This window comes from Bradyrhizobium sp. SZCCHNR2028 (assembly GCF_032380995.1).
Taxonomy (GTDB): domain Bacteria; phylum Pseudomonadota; class Alphaproteobacteria; order Rhizobiales; family Xanthobacteraceae; genus Bradyrhizobium.
On sequence record NZ_JAUHJF010000001.1, the window covers coordinates 166,048 to 188,470 of the forward strand.

Annotated in this window: 21 protein-coding genes and 1 pseudogene; 17 read left to right on the plus strand and 5 right to left on the minus strand. The window is 66.2% G+C overall.

The window, feature by feature from the left end:
* The first annotated feature begins 44 nt into the window (after positions 1 to 44).
* The 13 genes from QX121_RS00785 to QX121_RS00845 all read left to right on the plus strand — a co-directional run bounded on the left by QX121_RS00785 (position 45) and on the right by QX121_RS00845 (position 11,843).
* Positions 45 to 1,283, plus strand: a complete 1,239-nt coding sequence (locus tag QX121_RS00785) for an ABC transporter substrate-binding protein (protein WP_315810911.1) — start codon at positions 45 to 47, stop codon at positions 1,281 to 1,283.
* Between the two features lie 65 nt (positions 1,284 to 1,348).
* The gene (locus tag QX121_RS00790; RefSeq protein ID WP_315810912.1) at positions 1,349 to 2,215 is read left to right on the plus strand and encodes an ABC transporter permease subunit; all 867 of its coding nucleotides are present in this window, start codon (positions 1,349 to 1,351) and stop codon (positions 2,213 to 2,215) included.
* A complete protein-coding gene (locus tag QX121_RS00795) occupies positions 2,215 to 3,267 on the plus strand; it encodes a branched-chain amino acid ABC transporter permease (RefSeq protein WP_315810913.1) in 1,053 nt (350 codons plus the stop codon). The genes QX121_RS00790 and QX121_RS00795 overlap by 1 nt, the downstream gene beginning before the upstream one ends.
* Before the next feature lies 1 nt (position 3,268).
* On the plus strand, positions 3,269 to 3,997 hold the full coding sequence (locus QX121_RS00800; protein ID WP_315711676.1) for an ATP-binding cassette domain-containing protein: 729 nt from the start codon (positions 3,269 to 3,271) through the stop codon (positions 3,995 to 3,997).
* Positions 3,994 to 4,695 (plus strand): ABC transporter ATP-binding protein, encoded by a 702-nt coding sequence (locus QX121_RS00805; protein ID WP_315780133.1) that lies wholly within the window; start codon positions 3,994 to 3,996, stop codon positions 4,693 to 4,695. Before QX121_RS00800 ends, QX121_RS00805 begins: the two co-directional genes overlap by 4 nt.
* A gap of 83 nt (positions 4,696 to 4,778) precedes the next feature.
* Positions 4,779 to 6,293: an amidase gene (locus tag QX121_RS00810; protein WP_315810914.1), complete on the plus strand. Its 1,515-nt coding sequence runs from the start codon at positions 4,779 to 4,781 to the stop codon at positions 6,291 to 6,293.
* Positions 6,293 to 6,595: a putative quinol monooxygenase gene (locus tag QX121_RS00815; protein ID WP_257164995.1), complete on the plus strand. Its 303-nt coding sequence runs from the start codon at positions 6,293 to 6,295 to the stop codon at positions 6,593 to 6,595. The genes QX121_RS00810 and QX121_RS00815 overlap by 1 nt, the downstream gene beginning before the upstream one ends.
* 220 nt (positions 6,596 to 6,815) lie before the next feature.
* Complete coding sequence (ureE, locus tag QX121_RS00820) at positions 6,816 to 7,265, plus strand: urease accessory protein UreE (protein ID WP_315810915.1); 450 nt, start codon at positions 6,816 to 6,818, stop codon at positions 7,263 to 7,265.
* Positions 7,258 to 7,935: an urease accessory protein UreF gene (locus tag QX121_RS00825; protein WP_315810916.1), complete on the plus strand. Its 678-nt coding sequence runs from the start codon at positions 7,258 to 7,260 to the stop codon at positions 7,933 to 7,935. Before ureE ends, QX121_RS00825 begins: the two co-directional genes overlap by 8 nt.
* Before the next feature lie 11 nt (positions 7,936 to 7,946).
* The gene (ureB, locus tag QX121_RS00830; protein ID WP_315810917.1) at positions 7,947 to 8,645 is read left to right on the plus strand and encodes an urease subunit beta; all 699 of its coding nucleotides are present in this window, start codon (positions 7,947 to 7,949) and stop codon (positions 8,643 to 8,645) included.
* A 5-nt stretch (positions 8,646 to 8,650) separates the two neighbouring features.
* The gene (ureC, locus tag QX121_RS00835; protein WP_315810918.1) at positions 8,651 to 10,357 is read left to right on the plus strand and encodes an urease subunit alpha; all 1,707 of its coding nucleotides are present in this window, start codon (positions 8,651 to 8,653) and stop codon (positions 10,355 to 10,357) included.
* Positions 10,354 to 10,998 (plus strand): urease accessory protein UreG, encoded by a 645-nt coding sequence (gene ureG / locus QX121_RS00840; RefSeq protein WP_315810919.1) that lies wholly within the window; start codon positions 10,354 to 10,356, stop codon positions 10,996 to 10,998. Before ureC ends, ureG begins: the two co-directional genes overlap by 4 nt.
* Positions 10,995 to 11,843: an urease accessory protein UreD gene (locus QX121_RS00845; protein ID WP_315810920.1), complete on the plus strand. Its 849-nt coding sequence runs from the start codon at positions 10,995 to 10,997 to the stop codon at positions 11,841 to 11,843. Before ureG ends, QX121_RS00845 begins: the two co-directional genes overlap by 4 nt.
* On the opposite strand, the pseudogene bla reads toward QX121_RS00845, so the two are convergent.
* The 4 genes and pseudogenes from bla to styA all read right to left on the minus strand — a co-directional run bounded on the left by bla (position 11,798) and on the right by styA (position 15,697).
* Positions 11,798 to 12,662, minus strand: a pseudogene (gene bla / locus QX121_RS00850) (class A beta-lactamase). The gene QX121_RS00845 and the pseudogene bla sit on opposite strands and share 46 nt — an antisense overlap.
* 21 nt (positions 12,663 to 12,683) lie before the next feature.
* Positions 12,684 to 13,475 carry an exodeoxyribonuclease III gene (gene xth, locus QX121_RS00855; protein WP_315810921.1) on the minus strand — a complete coding sequence of 264 codons (792 nt, stop codon included), beginning with the start codon at positions 13,473 to 13,475 and terminating at the stop codon, positions 12,684 to 12,686.
* A gap of 430 nt (positions 13,476 to 13,905) precedes the next feature.
* Positions 13,906 to 14,433, minus strand: a complete 528-nt coding sequence (locus QX121_RS00860) for a flavin reductase family protein (protein ID WP_315810922.1) — start codon at positions 14,431 to 14,433, stop codon at positions 13,906 to 13,908.
* 16 nt (positions 14,434 to 14,449) lie between these two features.
* Positions 14,450 to 15,697 carry a styrene monooxygenase subunit StyA gene (gene styA, locus QX121_RS00865; protein WP_315810923.1) on the minus strand — a complete coding sequence of 416 codons (1,248 nt, stop codon included), beginning with the start codon at positions 15,695 to 15,697 and terminating at the stop codon, positions 14,450 to 14,452.
* A 95-nt stretch (positions 15,698 to 15,792) separates the two neighbouring features.
* On the opposite strand from styA, the gene QX121_RS00870 reads away from it, so the two are divergent.
* From QX121_RS00870 to QX121_RS00880, 3 genes are all read left to right on the plus strand, one after another.
* Positions 15,793 to 16,698 (plus strand): LysR family transcriptional regulator, encoded by a 906-nt coding sequence (locus QX121_RS00870; protein WP_315810924.1) that lies wholly within the window; start codon positions 15,793 to 15,795, stop codon positions 16,696 to 16,698.
* A gap of 268 nt (positions 16,699 to 16,966) precedes the next feature.
* Positions 16,967 to 17,707, plus strand: a complete 741-nt coding sequence (locus QX121_RS00875) for a metallophosphoesterase family protein (RefSeq protein WP_315774968.1) — start codon at positions 16,967 to 16,969, stop codon at positions 17,705 to 17,707.
* Between the two features lie 761 nt (positions 17,708 to 18,468).
* A complete protein-coding gene (locus QX121_RS00880) occupies positions 18,469 to 20,784 on the plus strand; it encodes an ATP-binding protein (protein ID WP_315810925.1) in 2,316 nt (771 codons plus the stop codon).
* Between the two features lie 15 nt (positions 20,785 to 20,799).
* On the opposite strand, the gene erpA is transcribed toward QX121_RS00880, so the two are convergent.
* A complete protein-coding gene (gene erpA / locus QX121_RS00885; protein ID WP_315711699.1) occupies positions 20,800 to 21,141 on the minus strand; it encodes an iron-sulfur cluster insertion protein ErpA in 342 nt (113 codons plus the stop codon).
* A gap of 110 nt (positions 21,142 to 21,251) precedes the next feature.
* On the opposite strand from erpA, the gene QX121_RS00890 reads away from it, so the two are divergent.
* Positions 21,252 to 22,418: a deoxyguanosinetriphosphate triphosphohydrolase gene (locus tag QX121_RS00890; protein WP_315774966.1), complete on the plus strand. Its 1,167-nt coding sequence runs from the start codon at positions 21,252 to 21,254 to the stop codon at positions 22,416 to 22,418.
* The last annotated feature ends 5 nt before the right edge of the window (positions 22,419 to 22,423 follow it).

A 22,423-nucleotide genomic window follows, 5' to 3' on the forward strand; every position in this document is an offset into this window, starting at 1 on the left:
TATAGCGGATCATGAACCGGCATCATCAACCCATGGGGACCTCTATGACTCTCTCCCGACGTCGTTTCCTGCAACGCTCGGCCATCGCGACATCGACATTGATCGCGGCACCCGCCGTGCTGCGCTCGGGTGCGCTCGCGGCCGAGAACCCGATCACGGTCGGCAGCCTGCACGACCAGTCCGGTCCCATCGGCACCTCCGGCACGCCGATGGTCTATGCGCTGCAGCTTGCTGTTGAGGAGATCAACGCCGCGGGCGGCCTGCTCGGACGGCCCTTGAAGGTGATCCACTACGACACCCAGTCCAACATCCAGATGTACTCGCAATACGCCCAGCAACTGGCGGTGAAGGACAAGGTCGACGTCGTTCACGGCGGAATCACCTCGGCCTCGCGCGAGGCGATCCGGCCGACCTTCGACCGCTTCAAGGTGCTGTATTTCTACAACACGTTGTACGAAGGCGGCGTCTGCGACCGCAACACCTTCTGCACCGGCACGACGCCGGCGCAGACGGTGGAGAAGCTTGTGCCGAGCGCGATGAAGAAGTCCGGCAAGAAGGCCTACATCATCGCGGCCGACTACAATTACGGTCAGATTACCGCGAAGTGGATGACCAAATACTGCAAGGACAATGGCGGCGAGATCCTCTCGACCGACTTTTTCCCGCTCGACGTCACCAATTTCGGCTCCACCATCTCGAAGATCCAGGCGGCCAAGCCCGACCTCATCCTGTCGGCGCTGGTCGGCGGCAACCACACGGCGTTCTACCGGCAGTGGACCGCGGCCGGCATGAAGGGGAAGATCCCGATCGCCTCGACCACCTTCGGCCTCGTCAACGAGCCCTCGACGCTCGATGCCGCCGAGAGCGACGCCATCATCGGCGCCTACGGCTATTTCGAGGAACTCACCACGCCGGCCTCCAAGAGCTTCGTCGAGAAGATCAAGAAGGCGCATCCGGATTCGCCTTATATCAGCGAGCTCGCCTCGTGCACCTATGAAGGCGTGATGCTGTGGGCCGAGGGCGTCAAGAAGGCCGGCAGCATCGATCGGATGAAGGTGATCGAGGCGCTCGAAAGCGGCCTCGTCTTCGATGGTCCGAGCGGCAAGGTCTCGCTGGACAAGCCGACGCATCACACGGTCCGCAATGCGTTCCTCGCCGAGGTGAAGGATCGCAAATGGTCGGTGCTGGAGACCTATACCGACGCCAAGCCAGCGGACACGGCTGGTGTCTGCGACCTCGTCAAGAACCCGAACGACGTCAAGCAGTACATCATCAATCTCTGACGCCTGCCGGGTCCCGCCGTCCGGCGGGGCCCGGTTTCACTGGACTGCCCTGAAAGACCTGACGCATGGCGATCTACGTCATCCTCGCGCTCGACGTCCTCAATGGAATCTCCTCGCTGTTCCTGCTGTGCCTGGGACTGGCGATCATCTTCGGCATGATGAAGATCATCAATCTCGCCCATGGCGAGTTCATCATGTTGGGGGCCTATGCGACGGTGATTTCGGCGAATGCCGGGGTGAACATCTGGATCGCGATGTTGATCATCGCGCCGTTGTTCGTCGGCATCGTCGGCCTCGTCATCGAGCGCTGCCTGATCCGCTTTCTCTACGGCCGCCTCGTCGATTCGATGCTCGCGACCTGGGGCCTCAGCCTCCTGATCATCGGGATCATCACGACGATCTACGGCAACACCCAGCAGGGCGTGCCGACGCCGCTCGGCGGCTTCTCGATCGGATCGTACCAGTCGAGCTACTACACGCTGTTCCTTGTGTTGATGGCGGCCGTCATGATGGCGATCATCTACGGCGTGATGCGCTACACCCGCTTCGGCCTGGTCGCCCGCGCGACGATGCAGAACCCGGCGATGGCGGCCACGCTCGGCGTCAATCCAGCCCGCGTCTACATGAGCACCTTCGCGCTCGGTGCGGCCGTGACGGGCCTCGCCGGCGGCCTGCTGGCGCCGGTGTCAGGCATCACCCCGGTGATGGGCGGTGCCTATGTCGCAAAAGCCTTCATGACCGTGGTCGGGGGCGGCGCGGCGATCCTCTCCGGCACGCTGTCCGCGGCAAGCCTGTTCGGCTCGGTCAACCAGATCGGCGCCTACGTCACCACGCCTGTCTATGGCGAGGTCATCGTCTTCACCACCGCGATCGTGCTGATCCGCTTGCTGCCGCAGGGCATCTCCGGGCGCTTCTTCAAGGGGAACCTGTGATGCCCAAGCAGTCCCGTCTTGCGGGCCAGATGGGTGCGATCGTCCTTGCCATCGTGGCGATTGCGATCGTGCCGAGCGTGATCGAGCTGTTCGCCCTGATGCAGCTGACGCTGTTTGCCGCGATGTCGGTGCTGGCGCTGAGCCTCGCCTTCATCTGGGGCTATGGCGGCATCCTGTCGTTCGGGCAGACCGCCTTCTTCGGCCTCGGCGGCTACGCCTATGCGATCGCAGCCATCAACTTCCAGGATTCGACGCCTGCAATCCTGCTGGCGATCGTGATCCCGGCGCTGTTCGCAGCGATCCTCGGCTACTTCATCTTCTTCGGCCGCATCTCCGACGTCTATCTCGGCGTCATCACGCTGACGGTCACGCTGATCCTGTTCAACTCGGTCAACTCGACCTCGGGCGACGCCTACAAGATCGGCAAGGCGCTGCTCGGCGGCTTCAACGGCATGCCGGCGGTGCCGACCTTCAACATGCCGTTCGATCCATCGACGGTGCTGTCGCCGGAGCAGTCGTGGTGGACCACCGCCGGCGTGCTGCTGGCCGTGTTCCTGATGTTGCGGCTGCTGCTAGCGTTGCCTGCGGGACGGGTCATCGTCGCCGTGCGCGAGAACGAGGTGCGGGCGTCGCTGCTCGGCTATGATCCGCGGCTCGTGAAGTGCCTCACCTTCATCCTCGGAGGCGCGATCGCGGGCCTTGCCGGCGCGCTCTACGTCAACTGGGGCGCCTTTGTCAGCCCCACCATCTTCAGTCTGTCGCTGTCGGCCGAGATCATCATCTGGATCACGGTCGGCGGTCTCGGCACCTTGCTCGGTCCGATCATCGGCTGCGTCGTGATCGAATACATCGTCGCCTATATCGGCTCGCAGCAGCTCTTGAACTCCAACCTCGTGCTCGGCGGCGTGCTGGTGATCTTCGTGCTGCTGCTGCCGAAGGGCATGGTGCCGACCGCCCGCGATCTTGTGATGCGGCTGATGCCGGACAGGAAGAAGACCGGCGGTCCCCCGATGCAGCCAGCGGCGGCGCCGCATCCCGCAGGAGCCGAATGACATGGCGGACCTGGTTCCTCTGCTCAAGGCCGAGCACCTGACGATGCGCTTCGGCGGCGTGGTCGCCAATGACGACATCACCTTCACGCTTCAGGAGATGGAGCTGCGCTGCCTGATCGGCCCGAACGGCGCCGGCAAGAGCACGTTCTTCAAGACGCTGACCGGACAACTGGTGCCGACGTCGGGCAGCATCGCATTCCGTGGCATGCCGATCGCGGGCAAGCTGTCGCACGAGATCGCGCGGATGGGGATCGGCATCAAGACCCAGGTCCCGAATGTGTTCAACGGCCTCTCGGTGCGCGAGAACATCTGGATGGCGGTGCGCCGCAAGGCGACGCCGCGCCAGCAGGGTCCGGCGGTCAATGCCGTGCTCGAGATGATCCGGCTGACCGACTACGCCGACAGCATCGTCGCCACCCTGTCGCACGGCCAGCGGCAATGGGTCGAGATCGGCATGGTGCTCGCCGCCGAGCCGGAGCTGATCCTGCTCGACGAGCCCGCCGCGGGGATGACCGACGAGGAGACCTTCCACACCGCGGCGATCATCCGCGAGATCAACCAGACCCGCGCCATTGTCGTGGTCGAGCACGACATGGAGTTCATCAAGCAGATCGCCAAGCGCGTGACCGTGTTCCACCAGGGCCGCGTGCTGGTCGAGGACACCGTCGACAAGGTGCTCGCCGACCAGCGCGTGCGCGACGTGTATCTCGGCAAGAAGGTGGCCGCATGAGCACGCTCCTCGAGGTCAAGGGGCTCAAATCCGGCTACGGCCGGATCCCGATCCTGTTCGGCATCGACATGACGGTGGCCGATGGCGAGTATCTCGGCATTCTCGGTCACAACGGCATGGGCAAGACCACCGCGCTGCGCACGCTGATGGGGCATCTGCCGACCACCGACGGCTCGGTCGTGTTCGCCGGCAAGACCATCACGCATCTGAAGCCGCATGAGCGCTCGCGGCTCGGCATCGGCCTTGTGCCCCAGGGCCGCGAGATCTTCCCGGACCTGTCGGTCATGGAAAATCTGCGCATGGGCCTCGCATCCGCGCCCAAGGAAGACCGCAGCGTCATCGATGCCGTGCTGCAGGATTTCCCGCGGCTGGTCCGGCTGCTCGATCGTCGCGGCGGCGCGCTGTCCGGCGGCGAGCAGCAACTGCTGGCGCTGGCGCGCTGCCTCTGCACCAAGCCGAGGCTGATCCTGCTGGACGAACCGACCGAGGGTATCCAGCCGTCGATCATCGAGGAGATCATCGAGACCCTGCTGGCGCTGAAGATGCGCTGGAAGATGTCTTTGATCGTGGTCGAGCAGAACCTCGAATTCATCACGTCGTTGTCGGATCGCATCCTGCACATCCAGAAGGGGCGCATCACCGAGGAGCTCGACCGTGAGACTCTGCTGGCCCGGGAAGGTCAGATGGTCCCGAGCTAGAATCTACCGGCGCGCTGCGCCGGCCCATTGAACTGACAATTTGCTGTCTCTGCCCAGCTTGTCCTCACAAGAAAGGATGACTCATGTCCATCAAACGCCCGAATGCCGAGGAAGTCGCCGATCTCGCCGCCAGCCTGCACATGAACATGACGGTCGAGGAGGCCGCCGAATATCTGTCGCTGATGGGCGGCATGTTCGATCAGTACGACATCATCGATGAGCTGCCGAACCCGCTGCCGCCGGTGAAATATCCGCGCACGCCCGGCGCCAAGCCGCCGGCGAAGGAGAACAAGTACAACGCCTGGGCGATCAAGACCGACGTCAAGGGCGCAGCGGGCGGCAAGCTCGCAGGCCGCACCGTGGTGCTGAAGGACAACGTCGCGCTCGCCGGCGTGCCGATGATGAACGGATCGACCACGCTCGAGGGTTTCATTCCCGCCGCCGATGCCACCATCGTCTCCCGCATCCTCGATGCCGGCGGCACCATCGTCGGCAAGGCGGTCTGCGAACACTTCTGCCTGTCCGGCGGCAGCCACACTTCCAATCCCGCGCCGGTGCACAATCCCTGGAAGATGGGCTATTCGGCCGGCGGCTCGTCCTCGGGTAGCGCCGCGCTGGTGGCGGCCGGCGAGGTCGACATGTCCATCGGCGGCGACCAGGGCGGCTCGATCCGCATCCCCGCGTCCTATTGCGGCATCTACGGCATGAAGGCGACCCACGGTCTCGTGCCCTACACCGGCGTGATGCCGATCGAGTCGACGATCGACCACACCGGCCCGATGACCAAGTCGGTTGCCGACAATGCGCTGCTGCTCGAAGTGCTGGCCGGCGCCGACGGGCTCGATCCCAGGCAATATGCGCCGAAGGTCTCCGCCTACACCGAGGCGCTCGGCAAGGGCGTCAAGGGCCTCAAGATCGGCGTGCTCAAGGAGGGCTTCAGCGCGCCGAACATGGAAGAGGGCGTCGTCAGCAAGGTCAAGGCCGGCGCCGAGCGCTTCGCCAAGCTGGGCGCCTCGGTGTCCGAGGTCTCGATCCCCGAGCACATGCATGCGCTGGCGGCGTGGAATCCGATCACGCTCGAAGGCTTCCTGGTGCAGATGATGCTCGGCAACGGCATGGGCTTCAACTGGAAGGGTCTCTACGACGTCGGCCTGCTCGATGCGCATTCCGGCTGGCGCACCCGCGCCGACGATCTGTCGGTGACGTTGAAGCTGACCATGCTGGTCGGGCAGTGGGGTCTCGAGCACTACCGCGGCCGCTACTACGCCAAGTCGCGCAACATCGCGATTCAGGCCAAGGCGGCCTATGACGCGATGTTCGGCTCCTATGATCTCCTGCTGATGCCGACCTTGCCCTGCGTTGCGACGCCGATCCCGGCCAAGGATGCGCCGCTCGCCGAGGTCGTGCAGCGCGCCTTCGAGATGACCGCGACGACCAGCCCGTTCGACGTGACAGGCCATCCGGCGATGACCTTGCCGTGCGGCTTGTCGGACGGCCTGCCGGTCGGCCTGATGCTGATCGGCAAGGACTATGGCGAGTCCACGATCTACCAGGCGGCGAGCGCGTTCGAGGCCGACGGCGACTGGAAGACGTTCTGATGATCACCATCACCGCGGTCATCAGGGCCAAGGCGGGACACGAGGCCACGATGCGCGATGCCCTCGTTGCGGTCGCGGCCCATGTCGCGGCCAACGAGCCGGAGACGATCGGGTTCTTCATCTCGCAGAGCGAGACCGAGCCCGGTCTGTTCACGACCTACGAGCGCTTCGCCGACAAGGCCGCGATGGACCGCCACAACGGCTCCGCCGCGGTGGCGACCTTCTTCGGCATCGCCAAGCCGATCCTCGACGGCGAGGTCATTCTCGTGACCTCGCAGGAGGTCTCGGCGACGCTGCGGTAGGGCGCGGAGGTACTTCAGCAAACAAATTGTCCTTCGAGACGCCCGCCTTGCGGCGGGCTCCTCAGGACGAGGGCGGTGGGTGTGGCGGGAGGAAACTCGCAGCGAAGCTAACGCACCGCGAAACTCTCAACCCTCATGGTGAGGAGCCCGCCACTTGGCGGGCGTCTCGAACCATGAGGCCCCAACGCCGAGAACTGACGAACAAAGAGGACCAACGCCGATGCTCCGTCTGCACGGCATCATTGGACGCGCCGACGACAAGGCCTATGCCCGGCAGTTGCACGCCCTGGAGCATCGCGGCGGCATCGAGCTGTTGTTCGTGCCGCCCGCCGATGCCGGCCGCAAGCGCTTCCGCCTGACCACTGATCGCGGCACCGATTGCGCGGTCAGCCTCGATCGCGACGAGGAGCTGATCGACGGCGCGCTGCTCTATCTGGACTCCGATCGCGCCATCATCGCCCGTTTCGGCGAGCAGAGGGTCTGGCACCTCGCGCCGCGCGATCCGGCCAGCGCGCTCAAGCTCGGCTGGCATGCCGGCAATCTGCATTGGCGGGTTCGCTTCGAAGACGATTGTCTCGTCGTGCTGCTCGATGCGCCGCTCGAGACCTATCGCGCCCGCATACAGCCGCTGCTCGAGTCCGGCGAGGTCGTGGAGCGCGATCATGTTTGATCGTGCCGAGGCGCTGGCGCTGCTGCAACTCGGCGACAGCGCGTTTCCAGCCGGCGGCTTCGCCTTCTCGTGGGGCATCGAGGGCCTCGCCGCCGACGGCCTGCTGTCGAACCGCGACGATCTCGATGGCGTCATCGCCGATCATCTGCAGCAGCGCTGGGCCAGCATGGACCGCATCCTGCTGCGCCGCGCTTGGCGCGCCTGCGACACCGCCGCCATCGCCACCGTCGATCGCCTTGCCGCGGCGACCACGCCGTCGGCCGAGATGCGCGACGGCTCGCGGCGCGCGGGCAGGGCGCTGCTCGGCGTCTGGGTCAAGCTCGCCGGTCCCTTGTCCGTGTCCTATCGCGCGTGCGTCTCGGCGGATGCCCGGCTCGGCCATCTCGCCGTCGTGCAAGCCATTGCCGGCCGTGATGCCGGTCTCGGCCTTGCCGCCGCCGAGCTCGTCTCCGGCTGGACGCTCATCACCGGTCTCGTCAGCGCCGCCGTGCGGCTCGGCCTGATCGGCCACATCGACTCCCAGCGCAGCCTCGCGCGCGCCCGCGCGCTGCTCTCCGATTTGCTGGCCGATACGCCCGACGATGACCCCATGCCGTCGAGCTTCACGCCCTTCATCGACATCGCCGTGTCGCGCGGTCCGCTGCGGCACGTGCGCATGTTCACGACCTGAGAGGTTGCGCCATGATGAACCTGTCGCCGACCGAGATGGATCGTCTCGTGATCTTCAACGCCGCGCAGATGGCGCGGCGCAACCGCTTGCTCGGCATCAGGCTCAGCCATCCCGAGGCCGTGGCCTACATCACCGACGAGGTGATGACCGCGGCGCGCCGCAATCTGCCCTATGCGGAGATCCGCGACATGGCGGGACGGCTGCTCACCACCGACGATGTCGAACCCGGCGTCGCCCAGATGATCCCGATGCTCTATGTCGAGCTGATGTTCGCCGAGGGCACCAAGGTGATGGCGCTGTTCGAGCCGATCCAGCCGGCGGAGGGCGCCGTCGCCGATGACATCGTGCCCGGCGAGATCATCGAAGGCTCCGGCGACATCGACATGTTCACTGCGCTGCCGGCGGTCACGCTCGACGTCGTCAACACCGGCGACCGCGACATCCAGGTGCGCAGCCACACCCATTTCTTCGAGGTCAATCGCGCGCTGTTGTTCGACCGCGCCGCCGCCTGGGGCATGAAGATCGATCGTCCGGCGGGACTCGGCGTCCGCTTCGAGCCTGGTGTCACCAAATCGGTACGCCTCGTGCCGATCACCGGCGACCGGATCGTGCGGGGCCAGGCCGGGCTCGTCAACGGCCCGCTCGATGCCGCCGGTGCGCGCGAGGCCGCGTTGAAGCTCGCGCAGTCGCGCGGCTATCTGGGAGCCTGACGACCATGGCCACGCTGACCCGCCGCGCCTATGCCGAACTGTACGGCCCGACCAAGGGCGATCTGATCCGGCTCGCCGACACCAGCCTGCTCGCCGAGATCGAGCACGACTACACGACCTACGGTCATGAGCTTTTGGTCGGCGCCGGCAAGAATTTGCGCGACGGCGAGGCCATCGCCGGCCACCGCACGTCGTCCCACAAGATCCTCGACGTCGTCGTCAAGAACGCCACCATCGTCGACGCCGTCGCCGGCATCGTGAAGGCCGACATCGGCATTCGCGACGGTCGCATCGTCGGCATCGGCAAGGCCGGCAACCCCGACGTGATGCCGGACGTGCATCCGGACATGGTGGTGGGACACACCACCGCGCCGATCGCCGGCGGCCCGTTCATCGTCACTGCGGGCGCGATCGAGAGCCACGCGCATCTGATCTCGCCGGAGCAGTCCGATCATGCGCTGGCCGGCGGCACCACGACCCTGGTTGGCAACGGCTCGGGGCCTGTGTTCGACGTCGGCAGCGGCTCGGGGCCGAACTTCGGCCATTTCCTCAAATCGATCGAGTTCTCGCCGCTGAACTACGCGCTGTTCGGCCGTGGCGGCTCCAATCCCGAAGCGGTCGAGGAGGCGGTCGCCGCCGGTGGCATGTCGGTCAAGATCCACGAGGATTTCGGCGCCGCGCCCGACGTGATCGACAAGAGCCTGATCGCGGCGGACCGCAACGATTTCGCCGTCCATCTGCATACCGACTCGATCAATGAATACGGCTTCTGCGAGGACACCATGGCGGCGGTCGATGGCCGCACCATCCACATGTACCACGTCGAGGGCGCCGGCGGCGGCCATGCGCCCGACCTGCTCAAGGTCGTGTCGTGGCCCAACGTGATCCCGTCCTCGACCAACCCGACCAATCCCTACACCTCCTATGGCATGGAGGAGGGCGTGCCGATGACGATGATCTGTCATCAGCTCAACTACAATGCGCCCGAGGACGTCATGTTCGGCGAGGCGCGGGTGCGGGCGCAGTCGATGGCGGCGGAGGATTTCCTCCACGACATGGGCGCGATCTCGATCTTCGGCACGGACACGCAGGGGATGGGCCGGCTCGCCGAGAACGTCGCCAAATGCTGGCAGCTCGCCAGCGTCATGAAGGACCGCATCGGCCGGCTGCCGGAGGAGGCGACTGATCGCGCCGACAATGAGCGAATCAAGCGCTACATCGCCAAGCTCACGATCAACCCGGCGATCGCCGTTGGCATCGATCACGTCGTCGGCTCGATCGAGGTCGGCAAGATGGCCGATCTCGTGCTGTGGCCGCGCGCCTCGTTCGGCCTCAAGCCCTATATGGTGATCAAGAACGGCTTTCCGGTGTGGGCGGCGATGGGCGATGGCAATGGCAGCCTCGGGCTGTCGGAGCCGATGATCCAGAAGCGGATGTGGGGCGCGCTCGGCGCGGCGCCCCAGCGGCTCGGCGTCAACTTCATGTCAAAGCTCGCGGTCGAGGCCGACATTCGCCGCAAGCTCGGGCTTGGACGTGAGACCGTGCAGATCAAGAACGTCCGCCGTTTGCGCAAGACCGACATGATCAGAAACGCGGCGATGCCGCATGTCGAGGTCGATCCGCAGACTTTCGAGGTGCGCGCCGACGGCAAGCTGCTGATGTGCCCGCCGGCCACCACGGTGCCGCTCGCCAGAAGGTTCATGCTGCGATGAGCCGTCTCGCTCTCACGCGCGTCGATCAGCCGATGACCGCCGCGCGCGTCGGTATCGGCGGCCCGGTCGGCTCCGGCAAGACCGCCCTGGTCGAACGCCTGATCCCGGCTTTGCAGGCGCGCGGCATCGACATCGCGGTCATCACCAACGATCTCGTCACCGCCGAGGATGCCGAGCGCGTCCGCCGCTCCGGCCTGATCGATCCCGAACGAGTCTCGGCGGTCGAGGCCGGCGCCTGTCCGCACACCGTGATCCGCGAGGACCCGACGCTCAACATCGAGGCCGCCGACGAATTGGAGCGGCGCTTTCCCGGCGTCGAGCTGATCCTGCTGGAGAGCGGCGGCGACAACCTCGCTTCGACGTTCTCGCGCGACCTCACCGATTTCTGGATGTTCGTGATCGACGTCGCCGGCGGCGACGACATCCCGCGCAAGCGCGGTCCCGGCGTGATCCGCGCCGATCTGCTCGTCATCAACAAGGTCGATCTCGCCCCTCATGTCGGCGTCGATCTCGCCCGCATGCAGCGCGAGGCCACCGATGTGCGCGGCGGCCGGCCGGTGCTCTTGACCAACTGCCGGCGCGGCGAGGGCGTTGAAGCGATCGTCGACCTGCTCGAGCGCGAGGTGCTGTTCCGCACGTGACCGATGGCGTTCCCATAGAGCAGCCGCGGCTTGACCTGAGCTTCGTCCGGCGCGGCGGCCGCACCGTGATCGACCGCCGGCTGTTCGCCTGGCCGTTCGTGCTGACGCGCAGCTTCCACACCGACCCGGCGCGGCCCGATCTCCTCAGCGTGATTCTGCAGACCGGCAGTGGCGCGGTGCATGGCGAGGACCGGCTGACGCAACGGTTCACGCTTGGCCCGGGTGCGGCGGCCTGCGTGACGACGCAGGGCGCAACGTCAGTGTATCGCGCCGAGCCGGGCGTGCGGGCGGTGGAGCAGGTGTTGCTGCGCGTCGCGGCCGGCGCGTCGCTCGACTACCGACCCGAGCCGCGCATCCTGTTTCCCGAGGCGGCCTTGTGCCAAGTGCTCGACCTGGACTGCGCCGCCGATGCATCGGCGCTCGTGACCGACGCCTTCACGATGCATGACCCGGACGGGCAGGGGCGCTTGTTCCGCGAGCTCGACTCCACGCTCGTCGTGCGCCGGACGGGCGAGGAGCCGCTCCTGATCGACCGCATGCAGCTGTGCGATCCTGATGTCGCCGTCTTCAAGGGCCATCGCGCGTTCGGCTCGGCCGTGCTGATGCTGCCCCCGACGCACGATCTCACCGCGCTCCGCCGGCGTCTCGCCGATGCGCTGTCCTGCATCGGCGCCCTCTACGCTGCGGCGAGCCTGCTGCCGGATAGCGCCGGTCTCGGCGTGCGCCTCGCCGGCCGCGAGATGCGCCAGCTGCGCACCGGATTCGACGCGATCGCCGCGATCTATCGCGAGGCGGCGGCTCAGGCCCCGAGCGCGCTGGCGACGGCTCGGCCGACCGCCGCGTGAACCGCGTTGCGCTTGTCGTCGCTGGCCTTGGTCTCCGTGAGATAGCTCGTCACGATCACCGGCGCGCGTCCCGTCGGCCAGATCACCGCGACATCGTTGCTGCTGCCGCGCTCGCCGGAACCGGTCTTGTCGCCGACGCGCCATGACGCGGGCAGGCCGGCGCGCAACTTGGCGGCGCCCGTCTTGCAGCCGGTCAGCCAGCCGTTCAGGACATCGCGCGACGCGGCCGACAACGCGTTGCCGGTCGTCAGCTTCGCCAAGGTCTGCGCCATCGCCGCCGGCGTCGTGGTGTCCCTGGGATCGCCCGGCACGCTTTCATTGAGCTCGGGCTCGATGCGGTCGAGCCGGGTGATGGCGTCGCCGAAGCCGCGGATGGCGCGGGTCAGTCCGGTCGGACCGCCGAGCGACGCCAGCAGCAGGTTCGCCGCCGTGTTGTCGCTGAGCGTCACGGTCGCCTCGCACAATTCACCGACCGACAGGCCCGACGTCCCCACATAGGCCTTGGTCACCGGCGCATAGGACAGGATGTCTCCTTGCGCGATCGGAATGCGGCGCGCGCAGCTGCTCGGCGCCGGCATCGACCTTGGTCAGGATCGCGGCCGCCAGCACCGCCTTGAAGGTGCTGCACATCGGGAACCGCTCGTCGAGCCGGTGGCCGTTGAGCGCGCCGCTCGCGGTGTCCAGCAGCGCCACGCCGAGCCGCCCGCCGCCGTCAGCCTCGATGCCCGCAATTGTCTCTTGGAGGTCGGCTGCGAGCGCGGGCTTCACCAGCAGGGGCACGAGCGCGAGCGGAAACAATTGCCGCCGTGAGTAACGCATCACGGGAACCGTCCTTGAACTCTACGCCGTCTCGAGATCGAAATCGGCCCATACCGGCACGTGGTCGGACGGCTTCTCCCAGGCGCGGACATAACTGTCGATGCCGACCTCGACCAGCCGGTCGCTGGCCTGCGGCGACAGCAGCAGATGATCGATTCGGATCCCCATGTTCTTCTGCCAGGCGCCCGCCTGATAGTCCCAGAACGTGTATCGCCCGGGCGCATCGGTCACCGCGCGCAGCGCGTCCGTGAGCCCGAGGCCGAGCAGCGCCTGGAAGCTCTCGCGCGTCTGCGGGCGGAACAGCGCGTCCTCGACCCAGGCTTCCGGATTGGAGACATCGGCCGCCGTGGGGATGACGTTGAAGTCGCCTGCGAGGATCAGCGGCTCCTCGGTCTTCAGCCGTTCACGCGCATAGTCACGAAGCCGCGACATCCATTTGAGCTTGTAGGGATATTTTTCCGTGTTCGGCGGATTGCCGTTGGGCAGATAGAGGCAGGCGATGCGGACGACGCCGTGCTTCAGGCTGACCACGCCTTCCAGGAAGCGCGCATGCACATCCTCGGCATCCCCATCGAGCCCGGACTTGGTCTCGTCGAACGGCAGCTTCGACAACAGCGCCACGCCGTTGAAGGTCTTCTGGCCGTGCGTCACGACGTTGTAGCCGAGCGCCTCGATCTCCAGCCTGGGGAATGCGTCATCGGTGCACTTGATCTCCTGCAGGCAGACGATGTCCGGCGCGCACTCCTTCAACCAGGTGAGGAGGTGATCGATCCGCTGCCGGACCGAATTGACGTTCCAGGTGGCGATGCGCATGGCCTGAGGTTCCCGGGGGAAGGAGAAACGGCCTCGGTTAGATCAAGCCGCGACCACCCCGGTCAAGGCGAATGGCGTGGAATCACAGGCTGAACGAGCGCCGCTAGCCGACGACGCGCGCAACTCCTGTGGACCACCGGCCGCAGGGCTGGCGCCTGCGGTGCCGATCCATTTGACGGCGAGGCGGGGTGGGCGGTAAAATTTAGGTTCGATCGTCACGTGGCCGCGCTCCGGTCATCCTGGAGCCGCCACAGCGGGGGGCATCGACCCCGGACCGATCGGCGGTTGAGCCTCACGACTGTGCCGGACCCGCAGTCTTCAATGTGACGATGTTTGGCTCACTAAGTCGTCCCGGCGAACCGCATCAGACTTCCGTCGACTGGTGGGGTGGGCAAAAGGCGCGCAGCGCCGTGCCCACCGCGCCACGCGGTCAAATGCTCCATCCCTCCGCCGGATACGCCGGCGCATCGCCCGGCAAGATCTCCGCACCCAAGCCGTTGCGGAAGCGGCTGGCGTAGAACGCGAGCGGCAGGCCGTCCCTGTGCCGGCACCAGCGGACCTCGCCGATGAACAGCGTGTGGTCAGCGATCTCGACCGTGCTGACGACCTCGCAGCCGAACTGCGCGATGGCCTGCGGCAGCAGGAAGAACCCGTCGCGCGCGTCAAGCGCTGGTGCTCGTTGGGCCAGCGGGGTGCCGGCGAAATGCCGGCAGATCGCGACGGCGTCGGCCGCGAGCACATTGACCGCATAGCGGCGCGTCTCGCTCACCGCCTGCCACGTCCGGCCGCGCTTCAGCGACACCAGCACCGTCGGAGGCTGCATCGAGACCGTGGTGAAGCTGTTGGCGGTCATGCCGACCGCCGCGCCGTCGTCACCGCTGCTGGTCACCACGGTCACACCGGTCGAGAACCGCGACGCGGCCGCGCGAAAACTGGCCGGGTCCGGCTGATGGCTCATCGGCTTCTCTCCGCCATCACGCTGCAAGCTTTGCTCGGTCATCGATCCAGGCATGAATCCGCCGCTCGCTCGCCAGCCGGTCCCATTGCCGCTCCGGATAGTTGAAATTGTCGGTGAACTCGTCGCAGAGCCCGCGATCCTGCGCCATGGTGAAGATCAGCCGCCCCATCGCCTCCGAGGGCGGCTGTAGCATCAGGTTGGTCCAGCGCGCGGCGGCGAGCACGCGGTTCTCGCGCGCGCGATCGACCGTCTCGACGAAGCGGTCGTCGAACGCCACCGCCTCGGTGATCGCCTTGCCAAGCTCGAACGCGGCATAGGAGGCCATGTTGGCACCCTGGCCCATCATCGGATCGACCACGGAATGCACGTCGCCGAGCGCGATCGCGATCTTGCCGTCGTCGAAGCTGACCGAGGAGCGCCGCACGGTCGGCACCACGGCGCCCTGCAAGAGGTCCAGCGGCTGCAGATCGAAGCGGTGCGTGTCGATCCGGTTGTAGGTGTGCGGATGGTGCTTCTCCAGCTTGTCGAGCAGCATCCGCCGGAAGCCCGAGGGATCGGCGTCGTAGTTGAGCGACACCAGCTCGGCCATGTCGCCGCCGGGAATGTTCTCCATCAGCAGCGCCGTCTTCATGCCGCCGAAGGTGAGCGTCGGGATCACGATCATCTCGCCATGCCCCGGCGAGACCGACAGCGTCACGCCGCGCGGATCGTCGCCGTCGGGGCTGCCGTGGTCGACACCGTCATAGAGGCCGACGCAGAGCAGGCGCTGCGGCTGGTTGTAGGGCGACAGCTCCGGCCGGTGGCTGAACATCCGCCCCAGCGCGCCCTTGCCGGTCGACACCACCAGCAGGTCGAAGCGCGCCACCAGCGCCGGAATGTCGTCGTCCTGAATGCTGGCATATTCGATCGCGCCGCCGCGATTCTCGAAATCCTTCATCAGCGCCGGCAAATAGATCCGATAGTCGACGGCCCGGCTCGGCTGCTTGAACGCGCCGCGGAAGAGCAGGGGGCTGCCCGGAAAATTGAAGAAGTGATCGTGGTGGTGATAGACGACATCAGGATCGTCCCAATGATTCACGCCGAGCTCGTTCTCGCGTGCGACCGTGACGCCGTGGTGCGCCACCGTGTTCATGAGCCGCGTTGCAGCATACTGCTCGGGCTCGCGGTCGGTCAGGACCGTCGCCCGGACGCCATGCTTTTGCAGATAGAGCGCGAGATGCAGCCCGCCGATGCCGGCTCCGACAATGCCAATCGACTTCTCCATGGTCTCCCTCCGTTTCATTTTTTGAGAGGCTAGACCAGGCCGCCTCCTGACGTATACGGAATGAGGAGAATAAAACTCATTCCGGGGAGGAATGGATGGACCGGATCGACGCGCTGCAGACCTTCATCCGCGTCATGGAGGCCGGCAGCTTCACCCAGGCCGCGGCCGATCTCGGCTTGGGACAACCGGCGATCACCAAGCGCATCGCGCTCTTGGAGGCGCAGTTCGGCTGCCGCCTGTTCGTCCGCACCACGCGCAAGCTGCGTCCGACCACCGAGGCCGATCGCGTCCTCAAGCTCGCCAAGGACATCGTCACCTTGTTCGAGAGCGCGGGCATGCCGTCGCCGAAGCGCGTCGGCGCGCCCTCGGGCACCTTGCGGATGACGGTGCCGACCTCGTTCGGCCGCTATTTCTTCAGCGACGTCTTCGCCGAATATAGCCGCCGTTATCCCGAGGTGCGGCTCGACATCCGGTTCACCGAGCAGTTCGTTGACCTCGTCGAAACCGGAACCGAGCTCGCCGTCCGCATTGGCGTGCTCAGCTCGAGCTCGCTGGTCGCGCGCCGCGTCGGCACCGTGAAGCGGCTACTGGTCGCGGCGCCCACGCTGCTCGCCCGGCACCGTCAGCCGCGGCTGCCGAACGATCTGCGCGAGCTCCCCTGCGTGACCTATTCGCGGTTGTCGCCAAAGAACGAATGGAGCTTCGAGTCCGAGACCGGCCGCCACGTCGTCGGCATCATGCCATCGCTCACGTGCGACGACGCCGACATCATGACCCTGGCCGCGCTGGAAGGGCTCGGCGCTGCCGTGCTGCCGGACTGGTGCGCGGTGGAGCATATCGCGTCGGGCAAGCTGATCCACTTGCTGCCCGACTACGACGTCCCGTCGCTGCCGCTGCACGTCGTCTATCCCGATCCGCAATGGATGTCGCATAGGGCGCGTCTGTTTCGCGACCTGATCATCGAGCGCGCCGATGTGTTCGCGATCAATGCGCCGCAATGAGAGAATCGTAGGGTGGGCAAAGGCGCACAGCGACGCGCCAGCGTCGCGAGCACCGTGCCCACCGTTCCACAACATGATCGCGATGGTGGGTACGCGCCGCCTTCGGCGCCGCTTTGCCCACCCTACGTTTGCGCCGTCAATTGCGAGCGAAGCGAAGTAATCCATAGTTCCTGGGTCGCCCTGGGTTGCTTCGCTTCGCTCGCAATGACGATCATGCTATGGCTCTGTCTCAAGTGATCACTACGAATTGCGACGCGAGGAAACGACAATGCGACTGGCCGTGATTTCCGATGTGCATGGCAATCTTCCGGCACTGGAGGCCGTGCTCGCCGACATCGCGACCCGCAGCGTCGATGCCACCGTCAATCTCGGCGACTGCGTCACGAGCCCGCTATGGCCGCAGGAAACCTTCGAGCTGCTGCAGTCGCTGGCGCTGCCGACGGTGCGCGGCAATCATGACCGCTGGATCGAGGAATGGCCGGAGGAGAAGCTGTCGCCGGCCGGCCGCTTCGCCCGTGCGGCGCTCACGCCTGAGCAGCGACGCCAGTTGCATGCCTTGCCGGCGCGGATCGCGTTGGAGCAGGGCATTCTTGCCGTCCACGGCACGCCGGATGACGACAGCACCTGCCTCCTCGAAGAGATGCTCGACGACGGCCGCTACGTCTCGGCGCGTCGCGACGTGCTGGCCGCGCGTCTCGTCAATCTCGGCGGCGCCACGCTGGTGCTGTGTGGCCACAGCCATCGGCAGGCGATGGTGCAGGTGCCGCGCGGTCCCCTGGTGGTCAATCCCGGCAGCGTCGGCTGCCCCGTATTCGGCGACATCCCCGTCGCTGCCCAGCTCGAATATCGCTCGCCGCACGCGCGCTATGCCGTTCTGACGGAGCGGCGCGGACATTGGCAGGCGGAGTTGTTCGCGCTCACCTACGACTGGGATCGCGCCGCGGCGCGCGCCATGGAGAACGGGTTTCCGCGTTGGGCCAGCGCCTACGCATCCGGCGCGGTGATCTGAGCGATTGGTCAGAGCGCGGCGCGACATTGCGCCGTCGCGGGTGCCCGTCGGGCAAATCAGTGGCGCGGCCTTGTGTATTTTCCGAGCGTCAGCCGGTGCGGCCGGCGTCGAATCCGTCTGCGCGCAGAAAGGATTTTCGTCAGTCGCTTCAAGCTGATTTGCCCTGTCCAGTCCCGCGTCGAAAAATTTCGTTGTTTCTTTTTATCAGAAATCATGCTTCGTTCAGGTCGTCCCGCCCCGGCACGAGGGGCGTATCGCGATCGTCACGACACGCGGGGTGGGATGCGACGGGCGCTGTGGACTGCAGCACGGATGATGCCGTGCGGACGAACAGTCCTGGCGCACGCCGAAATCGCATGGTCCTGGTCTCCCGATGCTGAGGCCAAGCCGGTGGGGACGATGATCCGCCGGTCACGGGGGCAATCAAGCCGGTCCCCGGGGAGAGTGCGTATAAGGCGTAGAGCCGTCGCGCAGGGAATGCCGGTTGACCGGCTGGACCTGTGGTGACTGCCGCCTGCTTTTTTCTGCAGGCGGGCCATGGGTTGCGGCCAGCACCCGGCATTCCCTGCGCCCTCGACCTCAACGAGGGTGAAATCGACGATCATGACTCGGGCATATCGTGCCGCGAGAACGACGAGTTGCATCCAGCCCTGTCAGCGCGCGCGTTCGGAGCTTCCGTAATTCTACGGGCGGGACAATTAACGCGGCTGAAGCAGCCGGTCAGGCATGGCAAGGGATCACAAGGAAGGTTCTGCGCGCTCATGAATTGGCCTGGGGATCCCACGCGCTCGAAGCGAACGGCCGGTGGCAGCCCGCTGGGTGCCTTCTTCCTTTGGATCGGCGGCTTCGGCGCCATCGAAGGTCTCGACGATGAAGCGCTGACCGAGCGCGATCGCCGGCGCATCCGGGCGCAGCAGGTCGATGCCGTCGCGCGCCTCGTCCCCGTGACCATCGGCATCAATTTCGCCAACGCGGCGATCATTCTCGGCGTGTTCTGGAACACCGTCTCCAATCTCTTCCTCATCGCGTGGGGCGCCGCGATCGCCGTGGCCGGCGGCATGGCGCTGCGCGGCTGGTGGCGCGCGCGCAAGTCGCGGCCGCAGGAGGCGTCCGAACGCGCCATCTCCCGGATGACGCTGCAGGCGTTTTTCTTGGCGACCATCTGGGGATCGCTGCCGCTGATCGTGATGCCGCAGGTCGATCCGCATCTGCAGATCATCGTGGGCTCGCTGATGACCGGGATGATCTCCGGTGGCGCGTTCGCGATGTCGAGCGTGCCGCGGGCCGGCCTCGCCTACACCTGGACCCTGATGCTCGCCTCGGTGGGGTCGCTGTTTCTGTGCGGCGGCGCGACCTATCTCGTGCTCGTCGTGTTCCTGCTGCTCTACACCTCGTTCATGGTGCGTCACCTGGTGTCGCACGGCAACGTGTTCCTGGAGAACCTGAAGGCGCAGATCCGGCATGAGCGCCAGAACGAGACGATCTCGCTGCTGCTGAAGGAATTCCAGGAGAACGCCGCGAGCTGGCTGTGGCAGACCGATGCCGAGGGCCGTCTGATCGACGCGCCGCAGCGCTTCGCCGACGTGGCGCAGCTTCCGCTCGATCAGCTCAAGGGCGAGCGGCTGATCGATACGCTGAAATATCTCTGCCCGACGGATACGGCGACGCTTTCGACTCTCGCCGACCGCATGGCAAAGCGGCTGTCGATCCCGGAGATCCTGATCCATGTCGTGGTCGCGGGCGGCGAGCGCCGCCGCTGGGCGCTGACGGCGCGGCCGGCGCGCGACCATGAGGGCAAGTTCGCGGGCTATCGCGGCTTCGGCCGCGACGTCACCGAGCGCTGGCGGGCCGAGCAGGCGGAGGCCGAGAGCCGTGCCAAGTCCGACTTCCTGGCGATGATGAGCCACGAGATCCGCACGCCCATGAACGGCGTGCTCGGGCTCGCCTCGACCCTGCTGGAGACAAAGCTCGACGATGAGCAGCGCCACGCGGTCATGACGATCCGCGAGTCCGGCGACAATCTGCAGCGCATCCTCAACGACATCCTCGATCTGTCCAAGCTCAATGCCGGCAAGCTCGAATTCGAGACGGTGGATTTTTCGCCGGCAGCCCTGGTCGAGGCGGTCACCGCCATCATGGGGGTCAACGCGAAATCGAAGAGCCTGCTGGTCAACGCGGACATCGATCCGAAGCTGCCGCCGGCTCTGAAGGGCGACGTGGCGCGCATTCGCCAGGTCCTGATCAATCTTGCATCGAACGCGGTGAAGTTCACCGAGCGCGGCGGCGTCACCATTGCCGTAGCCTGCCGCACGCGGGACGATCACAAGGCGACGATCGAGTGGCGCGTCTCCGACACCGGCATGGGCATTCCCGCCGATCGCGTCGGCAAGCTGTTCACGGATTTCGCCCAGGCCGATGCGTCGATCAATCGCCGCTTCGGCGGCACCGGGCTGGGGCTCGCGATCTCCCGGCGCATCATCGAGCAGATGGGCGGATCGATTGCGGTGTCGTCGGTACAGGGCGAAGGCTCGACCTTCCGCTTCAGCCTGACCCTGCCGTGGAGCGACAAGCAGGTGTCCGATCAGCGCGGCGACCGCGTCGGCGCCGGTGACCTCAAGGCGCGGATCGAAGCGCTTGGCCGTCCGTTGCGCGTCCTGATCGCCGAGGACGACGCCACCAACCGCATGGTGGTGTCGAAGATGCTGCAGGAGTTCGCGGTCGACAAATGCATCGTTCCGGATGGCTTGCAGGCGGTGAAGGCGGCGGACGAACAGGAATTCGATCTGGTGCTGATGGACGTCCGCATGCCCGAGATGGATGGCATCACCGCGACCCGGACCATCCGGGCGAGGGGCGGGCGGCTCGCCGAGCTCCCGATCATCGCGCTCACGGCCAACGCCTTCCCGGACGACATCAAGCAGTGCCGCGAGGCCGGCATGACCGACTTTCTGGCCAAGCCGTTGCGCAAGCCGGCCATGGTGGCGGCGATGCTGAAGGCAATCGGAACGCCCGCACCGAGCCTTGAAGGGCCAACGCTTGCGCCGTCCGACAGCCCTGCCGTTACCGCGGAGGTCTGACCGATACGACGGAGGCTAGACCGAGAAGCTGGTGCCGCAGCCGCAGGAGGCGGTGGCGTTGGGATTATTGACCCGGAACGAGGCGCCCATCAGGTCGTCGACGAAATCGACCTCCGAGCCGGCGAGGAACGGCACCGAGGCCGGATCGACCAGCACCACCGCGCGATCGCGCTCGATGACGAGATCGTCGTCCGCCTTGGCGCGGTCGATGTCGAACTTGTACTGGAAGCCGGAGCAGCCACCGCCTTCGACCGAGATGCGCAGCATCGCGCCGGCGCTCTCCTTGCCGAGGATCTCTCCGATGCGGCGGGCGGCGCGTTCGCTGATGGTGACGGGGCCGGTCGAGGCATCAGTCATGGCAATGGGTCTCCGGGAGGCGCGTCATGCCCTATTCATTTGGTGCCGGGCACTCCCCATAGTTAAGTGGGCTCCGTCGAGGAATCAAATCGCAAAAGGAACAATCGCCCGTGTCGGTCGGAATGGCTGCCCCCCGCGCTCCCTATTCCTGCGATCCCGATCGCAGCCGGGGCCGCCTGTTCGCCGAGCCGCCGTCCCGCACCCGCAGCCCCTTTCGCCGCGATTGCGACCGCGTGATCCATTCGACCGCCTTCCGACGGCTCAAGCACAAGACCCAGGTGTTCGTCTTCCACGAAGGCGACCACTACCGCACCCGTCTGACCCATTCTTTGGAAGTCGCCCAGATCGCCCGCGCGCTCGCCCGCCAGTTCGGCCTCGACGAGGACCTGACGGAGACGCTGGCCCTGGCGCATGATCTCGGCCACCCGCCGTTCGGCCATGCCGGCGAGCGCGCCCTGAACCGCTGCATGGCGGACCATGGCGGCTTCGACCACAATGCCCAGACATTGCGCATCGTCACGTCGTTCGAGCAGCGCTACCCGGATTTCGACGGTCTCAACCTGACCTGGGAATCGCTCGAGGGCATCGTCAAGCACAACGGGCCGTTGCAGGCGCCGATCCCGCCGGGAATTACCGAGTTCAACGCCCGGTTCGACCTGGAGCTGTGGAGCTACGCCTCGCTGGAGGCCCAGGTCGCGGCGCTCGCGGACGACATCGCCTATGACGCCCACGATATCGACGACGGGCTGCGGGCCGGCCTGTTCACGGTCGACGACCTCAAGGAGATTCCGCTGCTGGCCGCGATGATCGCCGAGATCGACCGCCAATATCCGGCGCTCGATCCGATCCGGCGCGGCGCCGAGCTGGTGCGCGAGCTGATCTCCTACCTGATCGCAGCCGTGGCGGCCGAGGCCGAGCGCCGGATCGCGCGGGCACAGCCGATGTCGCCTCACGACATCAGGCGGCACAGCGGGCCGCTGGTGGCATTTCCGGCCGATGTGGCCGAGCATGAGGCGACCATCAAGGGGTTTCTCTGGCAGCGGATGTACCGCCATGAGCGGGTGATGCGGGTGATGCGCGACGCAGAGCGCATCGTCGCCGACCTGTATGGCCGCTACCATGAGGACGGTTCGACGCTGCCCGCAGGCTGGCTGGACGGTTGCGAGGGCGAGGGCGATCGGGCTCGCCGCATCGGCCACTTTATCGCCGGAATGACGGACCGTTTCGCCTTAACGGAGCACCACCGGCTTTTTGACTCGACTCCGGATTTGCGTTAGGCGGC